Source organism: Oricola indica, from assembly GCF_019966595.1.
In the GTDB taxonomy this organism is placed as follows: Bacteria; Pseudomonadota; Alphaproteobacteria; order Rhizobiales; family Rhizobiaceae; genus Oricola; species Oricola indica.
In genome coordinates, this window is record NZ_JAINFJ010000001.1 from 227,714 (window position 1) to 245,136 (window position 17,423).

General features: G+C 61.9%; 16 protein-coding genes. 4 read left to right on the forward strand and 12 right to left on the reverse strand.

Annotated features, from left to right (window positions below; all coding sequences use genetic code 11):
* Positions 1 to 2 precede the first annotated feature (2 nt).
* From LC343_RS01120 to LC343_RS01140, 5 genes are read right to left on the reverse strand one after another with little or no spacing between them, the layout of a single operon-like run.
* Positions 3 to 1,409 (reverse strand): FAD-binding oxidoreductase, encoded by a 1,407-nt coding sequence (locus LC343_RS01120; protein WP_223475247.1) that lies wholly within the window; start codon positions 1,407 to 1,409, stop codon positions 3 to 5.
* 3 nt (positions 1,410 to 1,412) lie between these two features.
* Entirely contained in the window at positions 1,413 to 2,726 is a 1,314-nt protein-coding gene (locus tag LC343_RS01125) for a cytosine deaminase (RefSeq protein WP_223475248.1), read from the reverse strand.
* On the reverse strand, positions 2,726 to 3,586 hold the full coding sequence (locus LC343_RS01130) for an ABC transporter permease (RefSeq protein WP_223475249.1): 861 nt from the start codon (positions 3,584 to 3,586) through the stop codon (positions 2,726 to 2,728). Before LC343_RS01130 ends, LC343_RS01125 begins: the two co-directional genes overlap by 1 nt.
* Positions 3,573 to 4,385, reverse strand: a complete 813-nt coding sequence (locus LC343_RS01135) for an ABC transporter ATP-binding protein (RefSeq protein WP_223476085.1) — start codon at positions 4,383 to 4,385, stop codon at positions 3,573 to 3,575. Before LC343_RS01135 ends, LC343_RS01130 begins: the two co-directional genes overlap by 14 nt.
* Before the next feature lie 26 nt (positions 4,386 to 4,411).
* Entirely contained in the window at positions 4,412 to 5,392 is a 981-nt protein-coding gene (locus LC343_RS01140) for an ABC transporter substrate-binding protein (protein ID WP_223475250.1), read from the reverse strand.
* A 251-nt stretch (positions 5,393 to 5,643) separates the two neighbouring features.
* Between LC343_RS01140 and LC343_RS01145 the strand changes: the two genes are divergently transcribed.
* Both LC343_RS01145 and LC343_RS01150 read left to right on the forward strand, forming a co-directional pair.
* The gene (locus tag LC343_RS01145) at positions 5,644 to 6,042 is read left to right on the forward strand and encodes a RidA family protein (protein WP_223475251.1); all 399 of its coding nucleotides are present in this window, start codon (positions 5,644 to 5,646) and stop codon (positions 6,040 to 6,042) included.
* Positions 6,042 to 6,845: a creatininase family protein gene (locus tag LC343_RS01150; protein WP_223476086.1), complete on the forward strand. Its 804-nt coding sequence runs from the start codon at positions 6,042 to 6,044 to the stop codon at positions 6,843 to 6,845. Before LC343_RS01145 ends, LC343_RS01150 begins: the two co-directional genes overlap by 1 nt.
* Here the strand turns inward: LC343_RS01150 and cueR are convergent.
* From cueR to LC343_RS01165, 3 genes are all read right to left on the reverse strand, one after another.
* The gene (gene cueR, locus LC343_RS01155; protein WP_223475252.1) at positions 6,842 to 7,246 is read right to left on the reverse strand and encodes a Cu(I)-responsive transcriptional regulator; all 405 of its coding nucleotides are present in this window, start codon (positions 7,244 to 7,246) and stop codon (positions 6,842 to 6,844) included. The genes LC343_RS01150 and cueR overlap by 4 nt on opposite strands.
* Before the next feature lie 10 nt (positions 7,247 to 7,256).
* Positions 7,257 to 9,650, reverse strand: a complete 2,394-nt coding sequence (locus LC343_RS01160) for a heavy metal translocating P-type ATPase (RefSeq protein ID WP_223475253.1) — start codon at positions 9,648 to 9,650, stop codon at positions 7,257 to 7,259.
* Between the two features lie 84 nt (positions 9,651 to 9,734).
* A complete protein-coding gene (locus tag LC343_RS01165; protein WP_223475254.1) occupies positions 9,735 to 10,718 on the reverse strand; it encodes a serine hydrolase domain-containing protein in 984 nt (327 codons plus the stop codon).
* Positions 10,719 to 10,938: 220 nt separating this feature from the next.
* Between LC343_RS01165 and LC343_RS01170 the strand changes: the two genes are divergently transcribed.
* Both LC343_RS01170 and LC343_RS01175 read left to right on the forward strand, forming a co-directional pair.
* Complete coding sequence (locus LC343_RS01170) at positions 10,939 to 11,832, forward strand: AraC family transcriptional regulator (RefSeq protein WP_223475255.1); 894 nt, start codon at positions 10,939 to 10,941, stop codon at positions 11,830 to 11,832.
* A gap of 142 nt (positions 11,833 to 11,974) precedes the next feature.
* Positions 11,975 to 13,189, forward strand: coding sequence for an MFS transporter (locus LC343_RS01175; protein WP_223475256.1), 1,215 nt, complete (start codon positions 11,975 to 11,977; stop codon positions 13,187 to 13,189).
* A gap of 8 nt (positions 13,190 to 13,197) precedes the next feature.
* Here the strand turns inward: LC343_RS01175 and urtE are convergent, their stop codons facing one another.
* The 4 genes from urtE to urtB are packed head-to-tail and all read right to left on the reverse strand — an operon-like array spanning position 13,198 to position 17,412.
* A complete protein-coding gene (urtE, locus tag LC343_RS01180) occupies positions 13,198 to 13,896 on the reverse strand; it encodes an urea ABC transporter ATP-binding subunit UrtE (RefSeq protein ID WP_223475257.1) in 699 nt (232 codons plus the stop codon).
* Entirely contained in the window at positions 13,896 to 14,648 is a 753-nt protein-coding gene (gene urtD, locus LC343_RS01185) for an urea ABC transporter ATP-binding protein UrtD (RefSeq protein ID WP_223475258.1), read from the reverse strand. The genes urtE and urtD overlap by 1 nt, the downstream gene beginning before the upstream one ends.
* Positions 14,645 to 15,799, reverse strand: coding sequence for an urea ABC transporter permease subunit UrtC (urtC, locus tag LC343_RS01190; RefSeq protein WP_223475259.1), 1,155 nt, complete (start codon positions 15,797 to 15,799; stop codon positions 14,645 to 14,647). The genes urtD and urtC overlap by 4 nt, the downstream gene beginning before the upstream one ends.
* The gene (gene urtB / locus LC343_RS01195; protein ID WP_223475260.1) at positions 15,796 to 17,412 is read right to left on the reverse strand and encodes an urea ABC transporter permease subunit UrtB; all 1,617 of its coding nucleotides are present in this window, start codon (positions 17,410 to 17,412) and stop codon (positions 15,796 to 15,798) included. Before urtB ends, urtC begins: the two co-directional genes overlap by 4 nt.
* Between the last annotated feature and the right edge of the window lie 11 nt (positions 17,413 to 17,423).

Sequence of the window (17,423 nt, forward strand, 5' to 3'; positions counted from 1 at the left end):
ACTTACCCCGCCTTCTGCAAACCTTTGAACAGCCACACCTCTCCAGTGTTGAAGTCGTAATCCGGGTTCTCCCAGGCGATCATCTTGCCCGGATTGAGAAGACCTTTCGGATCGGCCTCGCGCTTGAATGCAAGCTGGATTTCGTCGGTCTGTTTCATCCCGCCCTCTTCAAGCGTATAGCGATGCGGATTGAAGATCGGCGCGCCTTCGCGATTGAAGATCTCTATTATCTCGTCCAGCCGCTCTTCGCTGGTAAACCGCACCATCGGCAGGCCGAAACAGGTGATGTCGCCGTCGAACCGCACGAACTCCAGGTGATCGATGAGCTCGCCCTTGAACATGCGGTGGAGCTTCTCGACCAGCGCAAGCTGGTTCGGGAACGGATAGAGCACCTGGAGATAGGTGATCGCCGGTTCGATGCGCAGCCCGCGCAATGTCGTGTGGTTCCAGGCGAGTTCATAGGCCAGGGGCAGGCCCCGCAACTCTTCCTCGTCCAGTTCGGCGCGGTTGAAGGCGACCCGGCCACCCTCGCGCGCCGTGAAGGCCAGAAAGGCGTCGAGCGACTGCGGCGCGACCATGCAGATGACGACATTGTCGCCTTCTTCGAGAAACTTCCGGTGCCGCTTGAAATAATCGAACGGCGCCGGCGCGGATACGACGGTATTCAGCTTGAGAAGGACGCCGTCGAGCCGGCCGAGCGTATTGGCATAGGTCGCAGCCTCCAGGAAATCGTCGAAGGCCACGATCACATCGACCCAGTCATAGGCGGCGGTCAGCGGCAACTCCACCTCGGTGATAATGCCGTTCGTGCCATAGGCATGAGTGACCTTGTGCAGATCTGCGCCCGTGAGTTCGAGCACCCGCGGCTCTTCCTCCATCGTCACCACGCGCAGCCGGATGACATTTCCGAAATCGCGCAACCCGCCCCAGCGCGTCGACCCGATGCCGCCGGAACCGCCGGCGATGAAACCGCCGACAGTGGCGGTATGCGCTGTGGAGGGATGCATGCGCATTTCCTGGCCGGAATGCTCGCGCGCGGCCGCATCCAGCTTGGCGCATATGACGCCCGGGCCGACAACGGCCCTTCCCGGCGCGATCTCCTTGATCTCGTCCATGTCGGCCAACGACAGGACCACGCCGCCCGACAGCGGCATCGCCTGGCCGTAATTTCCCGTGCCCGTGCCGCGCGGCGTTACCGGCACGCCGTGCTTGTAACAGGCCTTGAGAACCTGAATGACCTCGCCCTCGGTCTTCGGCGATACGATCAGGTCGCCGGTCACATGGTCCAGCCGCTCCTTCAGGACCGGCGAATACCAGTAGAAATCGCGGCTTTTCTGCTGAACGATCTTCTCGTTGTCCTCGACCTTGATGCCCTCGATATCCGCCCTGAACGCTTGCAAATCAGTCATCGTCTACTCCATCAAATGGTCAAGTTCGTCGTAGGCCGGCAGCGCCCGGTCGATCACCGCGCCGTCACGCACCACGATGCGTCCGCTTTCCGGCCGGGACAGGACCTCGGTCCAACTGCGACCTTCACAGATCACGAAGTCCGCCGGCCCGCCCTCGGCGAGTCTGCCGTAGTTCTCGTCCAGCCCCATCGCCCGCGCCGGATTGGCGAATACCGACTTCGGCCAGTCGGCGACCGGATGGTCGAACTGAATGGTGCGCGTCGCCATGCGGTAGACCTCCACCATGTCGAGATCGCCATAGGCGTAGAATGGATCGCGGGTGTTGTCGGAGGCAACGCAGACATTGATGCCCCGCGCCTTCATCTCGTGCAACAGCGTCACGCCGCGCCAGCGCGGTGTCGTGCCATCGGAGCGCCGGTCCTGCAGGTACATGTTGCACATGGGAAGCGACACGACCGAGATGTTGCAATCCGCCACGGCGTCCAGCGTGCGCAGAACCTCGTCATCGGGCTGGCGCGCCAGCGAGCAGCAATGACCGATCAGGATGCGGTCTTCATATCCATGCCGCTTGGCCGCTTCGGCTATCTTTCGAAGCGATACGGCTTCGAGAGCATCTGTCTCGTCGGCATGGAAATCGAGCTGCAGTTGATTCTCGATGGCCGCGCGGAACACCATGTCGAGCAATTCATCCAGGTCCGGCACCATGAAGGTCACCGCGCCGAGCACGCCGCCGGCATTCCTGACCCGGTCGACAAGCGTCTTGAACCACGCTTCGTCGCGCCCGGTGTCGATGCCGAAAAGGCAGGCTGCCTGCAAATCTATGCGCCCCGCCCATCGCTCGCGCATGGCTTCGAAAACCGGCCACGAGATTGTTTCCTGCGGCGGCAGGGAATCGAGATGGGTACGGATGGCCTTGGTGCCGTAGGCGTAGGCGCATTTCAGCGCGAACTCCATGCGCGCCTCGATATCCTCGGCGCTCCAATTGGCGGCGCGGTCCGCACCCACCGCCTCCAGTGCGCCGGGAAAGGACCCGTCAGGATTGGGCTGGCGCGGCCAGATATGGCCTTTGTCGAGATGGGTGTGGCAATCGACGAAGGCCGGCATCACGACGCGGCGGCGCAGGTCGTTTTGCGCCCCTTCGCTCGCCGCCCCCGATGGCACGATCCTAGTGATGCGATCGTTCTCGACCGTCAGGTCGTAAAGCCCGAAGCCTTCCGCGTCATGCCGGCTGGCGTCTCCATCAACCCACGAGTCATGCAAATGCACCCGATGCAGCGAAAATCCCGTTCCTGTGCGAACAATCGACCCACCAGACATCAATGCTCCTGTGTTAGCGCGCTTTCATGCCAACGGCGCAGGATGCGGTTGGAAATGAATGTAAGCACGAGAAAGATCACAATGCCGGTAAAGGAGATCAGGATCAGCGCGGCGAAGAGACGCGGGGCGTTGAGCCGGTAACCGGCCTCGATGATGCGGCTGGCAAGCCCGGAAGACTGGCCGGATGCACCGGCAACGAATTCTGCAACGACCGCGCCGATCAGAGCCAGCCCGCCGGCAATCTTCAACCCGCCGAGAAAATACGGCATCGATGCCGGCAGCCGCAGATGCCAAAGCGTTTGCCAACGCGTTGCGCCATTGAGCTTGAACAGGTCGAGCAGGTTCCGATCGACCGAGTTCAAACCCAGCGTGGTATTCGACAGGATCGGGAAAAAGGCGACGATCCAGGCGCATAGCAGGAGCTTGGTGGTCTGGTTGTCGACATAGATGTTGATCAGCGGGAAGATCGCCACGATCGGCGTCACCTGAAGCACGACCGCGAAGGGAAAGAAGCTCATCTCCACCCATTTCGACTGGGTGAACAGCACCGAAAGCCCGACGCCGCCCGCAACCGCGAGAGCCAGTGAGAGGAAGGTGATCTTCAGCGTGTTCACCAGCGAGGAGAACAGCAGGCCGCGATCCTCGATAAGCGTTGCCAGCACCTCGCCCGGCCGCGGCAGGATATAGCGCGGGATCTCGTTCCAGACGCAGATCCGGTCCCACATGAAGATCGCGACACACATGATCAGGATCGGCAACAGCCATTTGCCGGTCTTTTCCATCTTGCGCTGACGCGCGCGCCGCATTTCCTCGGCGTCGACCATGACCGCTGCGTCGCCCTGCATCTCAGTGGAGGACATGATCGTCGCCCCCCTCGCCCTCTATGCCCATCGCCGAACGCAGCAACGACGAGGCCTTGCGGGTCAGATGCGCATAGTCTTCCGACGTGCGGAACGTCTCGTCGCGCGGATAAGGCGCGTCCACCTCCATCTCGCCGAAGACGCGGCCCGGATGCGCGGCCATGACGACGATGCGGTTCGACAGGAACACGCTTTCGAACACGGAATGGGTCACGAAAATCACCGTAAAGCGCTCACGCTCCCAAAGAGCCAGCAGGTCGCTGTTGAGCTGGAAACGCGTAATCTCGTCAAGCGCAGCAAAGGGCTCGTCCATCAGCAGCACCCGCGGCCGTGTCACCAGACCGCGTGCAATCGAGACGCGCATCTTCATGCCGCCTGACAATTCGCGCGGGACGGCATTCTCGAAACCGCTCAGATTGACCTGCGCCAGCACATCCTCGACCTGCGTCTTCGCCTCGGCACGCGAAACACCCTGCAGGCGCAGCGGCAGCCAGACATTGTCGAAGACAGACGCCCACGGCATCAGCGTCGGCTCCTGGAAAACGAAGCCGATATCGGCCTTTCCCATCGCCGGCCCGCGCCAGTCGAGCACGCCCGAAGTCGGCGACGACAGCCCGGCGATAAGCCGCAAGGCCGTCGACTTGCCGCAGCCTGACGGCCCGAGCAGGCTCAGGAAGTCGCCCTGGTTGATCGTCATATCGACATCGCGCAAGGCGACGACATCGTTTCCGAAAACTTTTCCGACGGACCGCAGAATAAGCTGCGGTCCGTCGGTTTTTGCCTTGTCGGCAGTTTGCATGTCCACGCGGAAATGCCTTTCGAAGATTACTTCTTCAGGTCCAGGCCGACGCCCTTGTTCACGAATTCCAGCGTGTAGGACTTCTCGATATCGATGCCCGCATCCATGACGCCAGAATCGACCATTTTCTGGTAGAAGTCGGCGATCCGCTCGGCTGTCATCGCGCCGATGCCCATCTCTTCCGTATCGCCGGAATCGACGATGCCATATTCCTTGAGTTTCTCGATCGAAAAAGCGATCTGCTCGTCGGTCATGTCCGGATTGTCTTTCTTGATCATCTCGTTGGCGGCAGCGTTGTCGCCATAAAGGTAGTTGTACCAGCCCTTCGACGAGGCATCGATGAAGCACTGCACAACCTCGGGACGCTCATCGATCGTCGCCTGCATGGTCTCGACCGTCGTGGAATAGGTGCTGAAACCGAAATCGGCGAGCAGGAACAGGTTCGGCACGAACCCGCCTTCACGCTCCACCGCGAAGGGCTCGGAGGTGATATAGCCCTGCTGAACAGACTTCGGGTTGGCGATGAACGGCGCCGGGTTGAACGTGTACGGAATGCGCTTCGACTCATCAAAGCCGAAATCCTTGACCATCCACTGATAGAACGTCTGGAAACCCTCGTCGCCGAGGATGAACTGTTCGGCGTTCTTCAGCTCTTCCCAGGTATCGAGCCCCTCGCCGGGGTGGCTCATCAGAACCTGCGGCTCCTTCTGGAAGTGCGCGGCGACGACCTTGAGCGGAATGTCCTGCTCGACAGCCGAGAAGGCCTGCAGCATGTTGCCGCCCATGTAGAAGTCGATCTTTCCGGCCAGCATCAGCGGACGGCCGGAGACCTGCGGTCCGCCGGGCATGATCTCGACTTCGAGCCCGCATTCCTCGTAGGAACCATCAGCGACAGCCTGATAGTAACCGCCATGTTCCGCTTGGGCGAGCCAATTGGTGCCGAAAGTGACCTTTTCCAGGGCGAAGGCCTGGGTTGAGAAAACGGCCGCAAGGGCAGTGGTGATCAATAGAACTCGTTTCACGTTCACACCTCTATTAGTTGGACGCACAGCCGGTTAGCCACGCTTTTTGAACCTCGGCAATTGATGCAAGTGATATGCCAGCCATGCGACAGCGCAGACCGTTCAGTTTCCGCTTCTTTCCCGCAAAGCCTCCCTTTCACAAGCCCAGTTTTATCGCATCCTGCTTAAAAAAACAGCACGCTTGAGTTTGCGGGTGCGCTTTGCATTATGAGCGGCGAATCTGACCGGAGACCAACGTGTTCAACCATCTGACTCCAGCCGGCATCCGGCCCCCCTTTGCGAAATACAGCCACGGCGTGGAAATCCCCGAAGGCATGCGGCTGGTCCTGTGTTCCGGCCAGCTCGGCATCGATGCCGACGACGTCATACCGGCAGACACCGGGGCCCAGGCGCGCCTCTGCTTCTCCAATATCGAAGCGATCCTGAAAGAGGCCGGTTTGGGACTTTCCGATATCGTGCGCATCAATGCCTATGTCACCGGACGAGACCATCTCAAACCCTACATGGCCGTGCGCGACGAATTGTTTTCCGAGCCGGCTCCCGCCTCCACGCTGATGATCGTTTCGGGCTTCGCTCGCGAGGAATTCACCGTCGAAATCGAGGCAATTGCCGCCGGACCGGCGAGGACGGAATGATGACGAAACGTTTCTGGTGGGGCGACTTCACTTCACGCGAGTTCGAGAACCTCGATCCCGACGGGGCGATTGCCGTGTTGCCGATCGCAGCAACCGAGCAGCATGGCCCGCATCTGCCCGTCTCGACCGACCACGCCATCATGGCCGGGATGCTGGAAACTGTCTTTCCGCTGATGCCGGACGGGATCGACATGCGGGTCCTGCCGATCCAGTCGGTCGGTAAGTCCAACGAACATATCCGCTCGCCCGGCACGCTGACCATTTCGGCGACCACGCTCATCGACCACTGGTGCGACCTTGGCGCCTCGGTTGCCCGCGCCGGCATCCGCAAGCTCGTGATCGTCAATTCGCATGGCGGCAACGAGGAAATCATGGGCATCGTCGCCCGCGAATTGCGCGTGCGTCACGACATGATGGTCGCCAAGACATCATGGATGCGTTTTGGCGTGCCGGAAGGTCTCTATGGCGATTACGAGCGGAAATACGGCATCCATGGTGGCGACGTCGAAACGTCGCTGATGCTGCATTTCACGCCCGATACGGTGCAAATTGACAAGGCCGAGGACTTCACCTCGCGCGTCGCAGACGCACAGAAGCAGTTTACCCATATCGCCCACACCGGCCCGAACGCCTTCGCCTGGATCGCCCAGGACGTGAATCCCTCCGGCGCGGTCGGCGAAGCTGCCCAAGCGACCGGAGAAAAGGGCCGCCTGACCGCCGAACACCAAGCGAAGGGATTCGCCGAACTGATCGACGACATGGCGAAAGCGAAACTCGCCGACTGGATCGTCGCGAACGACTAAGTAGCTGCGTTCGCCGCCTCGCCCGCCAGATCGTCGATGATCGGGCAGTCCGGCCGCCCGTCGCCGTGGCAATGCTTCGCCAGGGTCGCGAGCGTGTCGCGCAGCGATTGCAAATCGGCGATCTTGCGGTCGATCTCCGTCACCTTTTCGAGAGCGACCGCCTTCACGTCCGCGCTCGCCCGGTTCTTGTCGTCGTAGAGCGAGAGCAGCAGCCGACACTCGTCGATGGTGAAGCCAAGGCTGCGCGACCTTTGCAGGAAACGCAGCCTGTGCACGTCGTTTTCCGAGTAGTCGCGATAGCCGTTTTCGGCGCGCGACGGGGTGACGAGGCCGATTTCCTCGTAATAGCGGATGGTCTTGGGTGGCAGGTTTGCCTGATCGGCGGCCGTTCCGATGTTCATGCGGCTCTCCCTAGAGTTTCAACGTCCGCAGCCGAAGCGCGTTCGAGATGACCGAGACCGACGACAGGCTCATCGCGGCCGCCGCGATCATCGGCGACAACAGCGTCCCGGTCAGCGGATAGAGGATGCCTGCCGCCACCGGCACGCCGATCGAGTTATAGGCAAAGGCGAAGAACAGGTTCTGCTTGATGTTGGCAAGCGTCGATTGCGCCAGTTTCCGCGCCTTGGCGATGCCCTGCAGGTCTCCCTTCAGAAGCGTGATGCCGGCGCTTTCCATCGCCACGTCGGCGCCGGTGCCCATCGCGATGCCGACATGCGCTGCGGCCAGCGCGGGCGCGTCGTTGATGCCGTCGCCGGCCATGGCGACACTCCTGCCCGCGGCCTGCAACTCCTCGACCAGTGCTTTCTTGTCTTCCGGCAGCACGCCGGCGCGCACTTCGTCGATGCCCAGTTGCGCGGCCACAGCCTTCGCCGTGCGTTCGTTGTCGCCTGTCGCCATGATGACCCGCAGGCCCGCTTCGTGCAGCGCCCTGATCGCGCCGGCAGTGCTCTCCTTGACCGGATCGGCAACTGCCACCATGCCCGCAACCTTGCCGCCGACAGCGACCAGCATGACGGTTTTTCCCTCGCCGCGAAGCCTGTCGGCCTCATCCGCCGCGACGTCCGCATCGATACCCTCGGCCTCCATCATCGCACCATTGCCGAGCGCGACAGCCTCGCCTGAAACAGTGCCCTTGACGCCCTTGCCGGTGACAGCGTCGAAATCCGTCGCGGAGCCGACTGTGACGCCGCGTTCCTCGGCGCCCGCGATAATTGCCTCGGCGAGCGGATGCTCGGACCCCTTCTCGAGCGCCGCCGCGAGCGAGAGGATCGCCGTCTCGTTGTGTTCCCCGAGCGCCAGGACGTCGGTCAGCTTCGGCTTGCCCTCGGTCAGAGTGCCGGTCTTGTCGACGATTACCGTATCCACCTTCGCCATGCGCTCGAGCGCTTCCGCATCCTTGACCAGCACGCCGGCCTGCGCGCCGCGTCCGGTCGCCGTCATGATCGACATCGGCGTCGCGAGGCCCAATGCGCAAGGACACGCGATGATCAGCACCGAGACCGCGGAAACGATGGCGAAAACAAAAGCCGGCTGCGGCCCCAGGAACAGCCATGCCAGAAAGGCGATGACCGCGACCGACACAACCGTCGGGACGAACCAAGACGCCACGCGATCCGCGAGCCCCTGGATGGGTGCACGCGAGCGCTGCGCCGAGGCGACCATTTCGACGATATGGGCAAGCATCGTGTCCTCGCCGACCTTGTCCGCCACGACAACCAGCGTGCCGTTCTTGTTGAGCGTACCGCCAGTGACTTTGTCGCCCTCGCCTTTCTCGATTGGGACCGGCTCACCGGTGATCATGCTCTCATCGACCGAGGACCGGCCTTCCTTAACCACGGCATCGACCGGAACGCTTTCGCCCGGCCGCACGCGCATGAGGTCGCCTTCGATGATGTTTTCCAGCGGCGCGTCATATTCCTCACCGTCCGGCGTGATCCGCCGCGCCGTCTTGGGCGCGAGGTCGAGCAACGCCTTGATCGCATCCCCCGTGCGCTCACGTGCTCTCAGTTCTAGGACCTGTCCGACAAAGACGAGCGCGATGATCACCACGGCTGCTTCGAAATAGACCGGTACATGCCCCCCTTCCATGCGCATGGTCTCAGGGAAGAGGCCCGGAGCGAAAGTCGCTACGACGGAATAGGTATAGGCTGCCGCCACGCCCAGCATGATGAGCGTCCACATGTTGAAATTGCGCGTGACGATGGACGTCCAGCCGCGATGGAAGAACGGTCGCGCCGCCCATAACACGACCGGGGTCGCGAGCATGAACTCGAGATAGACGGCGATCTGCTCGCCGATCCAGTCACGCACCGGCAGGCCGATCATCGGCCCCATGGTCAGGACCAGCAGCGGAATCGCCGCGCCGGCACTGCCCCAGAGCCGGCGGGTGAAATCGATCAGTTCCGTGTTCGGGCCTTCGGACACGCCGCTCATCGGCTCCAGCGCCATGCCGCAGATCGGGCAGGTTCCCGGCCCCTCCTGAACGATCTCGGGATCCATCGGGCACGTGTAAAGCGCGTTCTTCTTCTCGGCCTTTTTCTTCTTCTTGTTATTGCCCGAGAGAAAGAAATACGGGTCGGCTTCGAAGCGGTCGTGGCACTTCGGATTGCAGAAATGGTACTCCTCGCCCTTGTATGTCAGCGAGGGTTTTCCCGCATTGAGCTTCACCGTCATGCCGCAAACCGGATCGATTGCGGTTTCGCCCTCGACGGCTTTGCTCTCCGACTTATCCTCGGCCGTGTGAGATCCGCAGCAACTGCCGTCGGATTTGTGCTCGTGATGATCGTGGTCCCGATGGTCCATTTTTCAAACCTTCCAGTCTTGGTAATCCCGAGATAGGGCTTCCAGTTACTGGAAGGTCAAGAAACTTCTGCCGGACATTCCTTTTTAAGCCATTCTCAGCACCGGCCCGTCGAGCAACGCCATGATTTCCCCGAAATATCCGCCCGAGCGGGCGGGCCGTGTCGGATCCGAAGTGATGGCGACCGCAAGGTCCCTTTCGCGATGCGCCGCGATAACCTGGCCGCCATAGCCGCGTGCCAGCGCATATCCGCTATCGGTCAGGAACCATCCATAGCCGTAGCCCATGCCCGAAAACGGAGAAACGGCGCGCGCTTGCAGCGAAGCGTCAATCCAGTCTTGCGCGATGACCTGCTCGCCTTCGAATCGGCCGCCGTCGCGAATCATGACCGCGATCTTCAACATGCCGCGAGGCGTCAACGCCATCTCGTTTCCGCCGAGATAATATCCCTGCGGATCGCGCGTCCATGGCGGCACCTCGATTCCGAGCGGTGCGCCAAGGCGTTCGCGCGCGAGCGTGAGCAGGCTCTTTCCCGTGACTTCCGCCAGAACTGCTCCGAGCACATGAAATGAGCCCGTCGAATAAAGCATCCGGCCGCCGGGCTCGGCGACGAATGGCCGGGTCAGCTGGTCGGCGATCCAGTCTCGCGAGGCGATCCACCGGCCATAGTTCGGCCCGGAGGTGCGCTCCAGCCCGGCGCGCAGGGACACAAGATCCTCAACCGTGATCTCTTCGACGCCCTCGGTGGCATTCGCGGGCACGAGACCCGGCGCAATTTCGCCGAGCGTTGCAGTGACGCTTTCGATCTCACCACGGGTGAGCGCGGTCCCGAGGAGCAGAGCAACGATGGATTTCGAACAGGACTTGATGTTTGCGACACGGTCGAGCCCCGGTCCGCGCGGTGCGGCGGCGAATAAGAGCTCGCCGCCGATCTGGACCTGGATCGAGTGCAACTGGTCGAGACGCCCGATCGCGCTCTTGATGTCGTCGTCCTGCGCCATCGCCTTCGACACGAGGGAGGAGGCGGTACCGGCGAGCAGGCCGGCAGTGAAACTGCGTCGTGTAATCATCGCCTTTATGTAGTGCGACGGCGCCGGCGATTCACCAGCAGATCGCGTCCTCCATGGCCGCGAGTTCTTCCACGTCCTTTGTGGCACTCAGCTAACGCCACCGGCCCGGCCTGCCGCACCTGCCACATCCTCCGTAACACCTGCCAATTCCTCCAGATCGACCTGTTTTCCAATGTACGGTACCGCGAAGCCTGATAAGCTTTGCGTTCAGGAGAAAACCATGAATGTCTTGCCCCTCCTCGAGATGAGCAACCGCTACCTCCTTGATCGTGAGAGGGAAAATCTGGAACTGCCACCCGGCATGTCCATTCTCCGCCGGCACGAAAGGAGCAGTATCGAAGCCCAGGTCTACGAGCCCGTCATGTGCCTGATCCTTCAGGGCAGCAAAGTGACATCCATTGGCGACCAGACCGTCGAACTCAATCCGGGCGACGCCTTGCTGGTGAGCCATGAATTGCCCGTCGTGTCCCGGATCACCCGCGCGAGCGAAAACGAACCCTATCTCGCGCTTATCCTTCGGCTCGATCCGGGGCTGTTGCGGAGTCTTTATGAACAGGTCGCCGATGCGCCCGAGTCCATCTCCAGCAGTGCGCGTTCGCTCGCCGCAGGTCCGGTCGACCCGGCATGGATAGCGCCGCTGACCCGGTATTTCGAATTGATGGCCAACCCTCTGGACGCGAAGGTGCTTGGTCCTTCCATCCGGCGCGAGATCCACTATCGCCTCCTGCTCTCGCCGATCGGTGGGATGCTGCGAAACCTCCTCGTCGCGGACAGCCATGCCAGCCGGATCGCCAAGGCCATCCGCAAAGTGCGCAGCGATTTCCGGACGCCACTCAGCGTGCCGGACCTGGCGAAGACGGCCGGCATGAGCCCGTCGTCTTTCCACGAGCACTTCAAGTCCGTGACCGGAACGACGCCATTGCAATACCAGAAGGATCTCCGCCTGATCGAGGCGAAGACATTGCTCGCCGGACAGCGCTCGGTTTCCGAAGCGGCCTTCGCCGTGGGCTACGAAAGCCCGACCCATTTCAGCCGGGACTATTCGAGGAAATACGGCGTGGCCCCGAGCCGGCATGCGGGTGTCGCCATTCTTGAGCAGGTGTCCGCTGCCTAGTCGACCGGTTGTGACAAATGAATGCGCTGGAGCGGACGGACCTGTCCCATGGCAACAGCATTACGTGAGGTAGTCACAGTTTGGCGCGCGTTCCCGAAAAGTGCTAGTCTCCCGCTCCGATTCATTGGCGGGGAGCAAGACGATGCGGGACACTGAAGGGCTGTCGGCCTATCGCTGGACTATTGTGTTCGCATCCGCGCTCATCCTTGCGATCGCAATGGGGTCGATCGTCAACGGCATGTCGGCCTATATCGTGCCGATCGAGGACGCCTATGGCTGGGACAGGGGCGATATTGCCCTGATCAACGTGGCGGGAATCATCGGGCTCGCGGCAGGCGGACTGATCATGGGACCGCAGGCCGACAAGCGCGGAACGCGCCCGGTCGTGTTGTTTGGCGCAGTCGCGATCGGCATCTGTTATCTCGCGGCGTCCTTCGCCACCGCGCTGTGGCAGTTCTACCTGCTGATGTTCTGTGCCGGATTCTTCGGCGCAGCAGCCATCTTCCCGCCGATCATGGCATCGATCGGCAACTGGTTTCCGATCGGCGCCGGCCTCGCAATCGGCCTCGCCTCGGGCGGACAGGCGCTGGGTCAGGGCGGCGTGCCATTCGCCTCGTCGTTCCTCATCAAGAGTTTCGGGATCAGTGGCGCGCTCGCGGTGACCGGGGCCGTCATGCTCGCCGTTCTCATTCCTTTGGCCCTGCTTCTCCGGCAGCCGCCGGCATTATCCACCAGAAGCGCTGCGGCGCGGGCGGCGGAAGACAGGACATACCCGCCGGCAAAGCTTGTCATCCCCGCGATGTGCGCGGCGATCCTCCTGTGCTGCACCTGCATGTCGGTACCCCTGATGCACCTCGTCCCGCTTTGCCAGGACAAGGGCTTTTCGGCCGACGAAGCGGGAAGCGTCATCTTCCTGATGCTAATGGTCGCCATTGCAGGCCGCGTCGCCTTCGGCAAGCTGGCCGATATCATCGGCGCGCTCCCCGCCTACATGACCGCCACGGCCTGGATGGGCCTGCTCGTCTACGGCTTCATGTGGATGGAAAGCCTCTCCGGATTCTACGTCTACGCCGCGCTTTATGGCTTCGGCTATGCCGGGGTCATGACGGGTGTTCTCGTCTCGATCGCTTCTCTCACACACCCGTCACGGCGCGCGTCGGCGATGGCGATCGTCTCGCTGTTCGGTTGGCTCGGCCATGCGAATGGCGGCTACCTCGGCGGCTACCTTTACGACCTGACAGGCGGCTATTCCCTCGCCTACTCGATCGCAGCCTATGCCGCCGCGCTCAACCTTCTTGTGGTCGGCACGCTTTATATCAGGACGCGCGGCCCCAGGATGAGAGCGCTGAACGCGTGATTTAGGTCCTACACTGTCAGATGCCGCCGCACGTCCGGCTGGTCGAGGCTTTCGGCCGGACCCTCATGGACGATCTCGCCACGATCCATGATGTAGACCTTGTCAGCCAGTTCGCGGCAAAAATCGAGATATTGCTCGACCAGCAGGATCGAGATGCCCTTCTCGTCGCGAAGATACTGAAGCGCCCTGCCAATATCCTTGATGATCGACGGCTGGATGCCTTCGGTGGGTTCATCAAGGACGAGGACCTTGGGCCGGGTGACCAGCGCGCGGCCGATGGCCAATTGCTGCTGTTGGCCGCCGGACAGGTCGCCGCCGCGCCGCGACAGCATCGACTTGAGGATCGGGAAGAGCTCGAACACGTCGTCCGGAACGTTGCGTTCCTTGCGCGGAAGACGGGCATAACCCGTTTCGAGATTTTCCTTCACGGTTAGGAGCGGGAAGATTTCGCGTCCCTGTGGCACATAGGCGATCCCCCTGCCCGCGCGTGCATGCGGCGCGCCGGTGAGCTTTTCGCTGTCCAGCGCGATTTCACCCGTACGGATCGGCTGATGGCCCATCACTGCCCGCAAGAGCGACGACTTGCCGACGCCGTTTCGGCCGAGGACGCAGGTGATCTTGCCGGACTCGGCCTTGGCGGAGACGCTCCGCAGCGCCTGGGCGGCGCCATAGTAGAGGTCGATATTGGAGACGGTCAGTGCGGTCATCAGCGCCCCAGATAGCTTTCGATCACGCGTTCGTCCGCGCTGACATGGTCGAGCGAGCCTTCCGCCAGAACCGAGCCTTCGGCCAGCACGGTCACCTTGACGTCGAGATCGCGAATGAAGGTCATGTCGTGCTCGACGACGATCACCGCCTTCTCACCGGCGATTTCGCGCAGCAGCTTGGCGGTTTCTATGGTCTCGGCATCGGTCATGCCGGCAACGGGTTCATCGACGAGAAGAAGCTTGGGATCCTGCGCCAGCAACATGCCGATCTCCAGCCACTGCTTCTGGCCGTGCGACAGGTCGGCGGCGAGTTCCGAGCGGCGGTGCCCGAGACGGATCGTCTCCAGGATCTCGTCGATGCGTTCCTTCTGCTCCGAGGAAGTGTCGGTGAACAGCGTGGCGAAGATGCCGTGGTCGCGTTTCAGCGCCAGTTCCAGATTGTCCTCGACCGTATGGCTTTCGAAGACCGTCGGTTTCTGGAACTTGCGGCCGATTCCGAGCAACGCGATGGCGGATTCATCGTGACGCGTCAGGTCGATATCGCCCTCGAACAGGACCGTTCCCGAGTCGGGTCGCGTCTTGCCGGTGATGATATCCATCATTGTCGTCTTGCCGGCGCCGTTCGGGCCGATGATCGCCCGCATCTCGCCATGCTCGACGGTCAGCGACAATTCGTTGATCGCCTTGAAGCCGTCGAAAGAAACGGAAACACCGTCGAGATAGAGCAGCGACTTGGTGAGCTTCTCGGTCATTCCGCCGCCTCCGTTCCCGGCTGCAGGGTCTCTTCGGCGCGGTCGGCCTCGCGGCCGCTCCTGAGACGCGTCCAGCCTTCATTGAAGAGCCCGACAATGCCCTTGGGCAGGAACAGCGTGGTCGCCACGAACAACGCGCCGAGCGCGAAGAGCCAGAACTCCGGGAAAGCGGCGGTGAAATAACTCTTGCCGAAATTGACCGCCACTGCGCCAATGATCGGACCGATCAGTGTTCCGCGTCCCCCGACCGCCGTCCAGATAACGACCTCGATGGAGTTGGCGGGTGCGAACTCGCCCGGATTGATGATGCCGACCTGCGGCACATAGAGCGCTCCGGCGATGCCCGCGATCATCGCCGAGACGACAAAAGCGAACAGCTTGATGTGCTCGACACGGTAGCCGATGAAACGGGTGCGGCTTTCCGCATCGCGCACACTGACCAGCACCTTGCCGTAGCGCGAATTGACGATTCCCGAACACAGGACAAAGGCGATCGCCAGCCCGATCGCGGTCGCGGCAAACAGCGCGGCGCGGGTCTCCTGCGCCTGCACGGAGTATCCGAGAATGTCCTTGAAGTCTGTCAGGCCGTTATTGCCGCCAAAACCCATCTCGTTTCGGAAGAAGGCGAGCAGCAGCGCGTAGGTCATGGCCTGCGTGATGATCGACAGGTAGACGCCGTTGACGCGGCTTCGAAAGGCAAACCAGCCGAACACGAAAGCGAGCAGTCCCGGCACGAACAGCACCATCAGCATGGCGAACCAGAACATGTCGAAACCGAACCAGAACCACGGCAGTTCCTTCCAGTTCAGGAACACCATGAAGTCGGGAAGGATCGGGTGGCCGTAGACGCCGCGGGTGCCGATCTGGCGCATCAGATACATGCCCATCGCGTAGCCGCCGAGCGCGAAGAACGCGCCGTGGCCTAGCGAGAGAATGCCGCAATAGCCCCAGACGAGATCGAGCGCGAGCGCCAGCATGGCATAGCAGAGATACTTGCCGAACAGCGCCATGATGTGTGTCGGCACATGCAGCGGGTGGTTGATCGGCAGCATGGCGTTCGACAGCGGCACAAGCACGGCCACCGCAAGCAGCGCCAGTGCGACCCAGATCGCCTTCTTGTCGAGCGCGCGGAAAAGGAACCCGGTGATCATGTCTCGACCGACCTCCCCTTGAGCGCGAACAGGCCGCGCGGACGTTTCTGGATGAACAGGATGATGAAGACGAGAATGAAGATCTTGGCCAGCACGGCGCCCGCATAGGGTTCGAGGAACTTGTTGGCGACACCCAGCGTCAACGCGCCGACCAGCGTGCCCCAAAGATTGCCGACCCCGCCGAAGACGACGACCATGAAGCTGTCGATGATGTAGCCCTGGCCAAGGTTCGGCGAGACATTGTCGATCTGGCTCAGCGCCACCCCGGCGATACCGGCAATGCCGGAGCCGAGCGCGAATGTGAACGCATCGACCCAGGGCGTTGCGATCCCCATCGAGGACGCCATCGGGCGGTTCTGCGTCACCGCGCGCATCTGCAGGCCGAAACGGGTCCGCTTCAGGACGATGAGCAGGATCGCAAAGACCACCAGCGAGAACACGACGATCCACAGCCGGTTCGTGGTGATCAGGATTTCTCCGACCTCGAAGGAACCCGACATCCAGGACGGGTTGCCCACTTCGCGATTGGTCGGCCCGAAGATCGTGCGAACGGTCTGCTGCAGGATCAGCGATACGCCCCACGTCGCCAGCAGAGTCTCAAGCGGACGGCCATAGAGGAAGCGGATGACGCCGCGTTCCAACACAAACCCGGCGGTGCCGGCGACAAGAAAGGCGAGCGGCAGCGCGATGGCCAGCGAATAATCGAACATGCCGGGCGCGGAGTTGCGGATCACTTCCTGGACGACGAAGGTCGTGTAGGCGCCGAGCATGACCATCTCGCCATGCGCCATGTTGATCACGCCCATCACGCCGAAGGTGATCGCCAGCCCGATCGCAGCGAGCAAAAGCACGGAACCCAGCGAAATACCGTACCAGATGTTCTGGCCGGCGGCCCAGAACATCAATCGCTCCTCGACCGAGGCGATCGCGGTTTTGGCGGCTTCCGCGACGGTCGCGATATCGCTGTTTGAGACAGTGGTCAGGATCGGCAGGACATCGCGCCCGCCGCGTGTTTCGAGGATATCGACCGCTTCGAGTTTTTCGGCTTCGCTCATATCGGAGTCGAGAACGGCGGCGGCGCGTGCATCGATGAAGGCCTGCCGCACCCGGTCGTCCTGCTCCTCGGCGATGACAGCGTCGAGCGTTTCGATGATGTCCTCGTCGGGCCGCGAGAAGATCGTCTCGGCGGCTTGCATTCGAATCTTCGGGTCTTTCGCGCGCAATGTCAGGCCGGACACGACATCGGCGATCATCCGGCGGATGGAGTTCTTGATCTTGATTTTGCGAAGATCGTCTTCGGTGGCGGTACCGACCACCTCGAGCGTCAGCGGGTCGAGCAATTGGACATTATCGTCCTTGCCGCGGATGACGAAGACCTCGCCATCGCTCTCGCGCACCATCACCTGGCCTTCGGAGAGCTCGTTCAGCGCCGTCGCGGCGGCGGGATCGCCAAGACCTGCGATCTCCTCGATTACGGCCTCGGTTTCGGAAAACTTGGTGGCCTCGGCGAACTTGGCGATAGCGGCGCGCAGTTCCGCCTCGTCGGCGCGAACCGGTCCCGTGACAGCCATGATCATGGCCAGCAGGCCGGTGAGAAATAGGATCAGCCGCATTGTCGGTCTGG

Excerpts from the sequence above, each read along its gene's own strand:
- LC343_RS01120 (WP_223475247.1), bottom strand. The coding sequence starts at position 1,409 with ATGACTGATTTGCAAGCGTTCAGGGCGGATATCGAGGGCATCAAGGTC.
- LC343_RS01125 (WP_223475248.1), bottom strand. The coding sequence starts at position 2,726 with ATGTCTGGTGGGTCGATTGTTCGCACAGGAACGGGATTTTCGCTGCAT.
- LC343_RS01130 (WP_223475249.1), bottom strand. The coding sequence starts at position 3,586 with ATGTCCTCCACTGAGATGCAGGGCGACGCAGCGGTCATGGTCGACGCC.
- LC343_RS01135 (WP_223476085.1), bottom strand. The coding sequence starts at position 4,385 with ATGCAAACTGCCGACAAGGCAAAAACCGACGGACCGCAGCTTATTCTG.
- LC343_RS01150 (WP_223476086.1), top strand. The coding sequence starts at position 6,042 with ATGACGAAACGTTTCTGGTGGGGCGACTTCACTTCACGCGAGTTCGAG.
- cueR (WP_223475252.1), bottom strand. The coding sequence starts at position 7,246 with ATGAACATCGGAACGGCCGCCGATCAGGCAAACCTGCCACCCAAGACC.
- LC343_RS01160 (WP_223475253.1), bottom strand. The coding sequence starts at position 9,650 with ATGGACCATCGGGACCACGATCATCACGAGCACAAATCCGACGGCAGT.
- LC343_RS01165 (WP_223475254.1), bottom strand. The coding sequence starts at position 10,718 with ATGATTACACGACGCAGTTTCACTGCCGGCCTGCTCGCCGGTACCGCC.
- LC343_RS01170 (WP_223475255.1), top strand. The coding sequence starts at position 10,939 with ATGAATGTCTTGCCCCTCCTCGAGATGAGCAACCGCTACCTCCTTGAT.
- LC343_RS01175 (WP_223475256.1), top strand. The coding sequence starts at position 11,975 with ATGCGGGACACTGAAGGGCTGTCGGCCTATCGCTGGACTATTGTGTTC.
- urtE (WP_223475257.1), bottom strand. The coding sequence starts at position 13,896 with ATGACCGCACTGACCGTCTCCAATATCGACCTCTACTATGGCGCCGCC.
- urtD (WP_223475258.1), bottom strand. The coding sequence starts at position 14,648 with ATGACCGAGAAGCTCACCAAGTCGCTGCTCTATCTCGACGGTGTTTCC.
- urtC (WP_223475259.1), bottom strand. The coding sequence starts at position 15,799 with ATGATCACCGGGTTCCTTTTCCGCGCGCTCGACAAGAAGGCGATCTGG.
- urtB (WP_223475260.1), bottom strand. The coding sequence starts at position 17,412 with ATGCGGCTGATCCTATTTCTCACCGGCCTGCTGGCCATGATCATGGCT.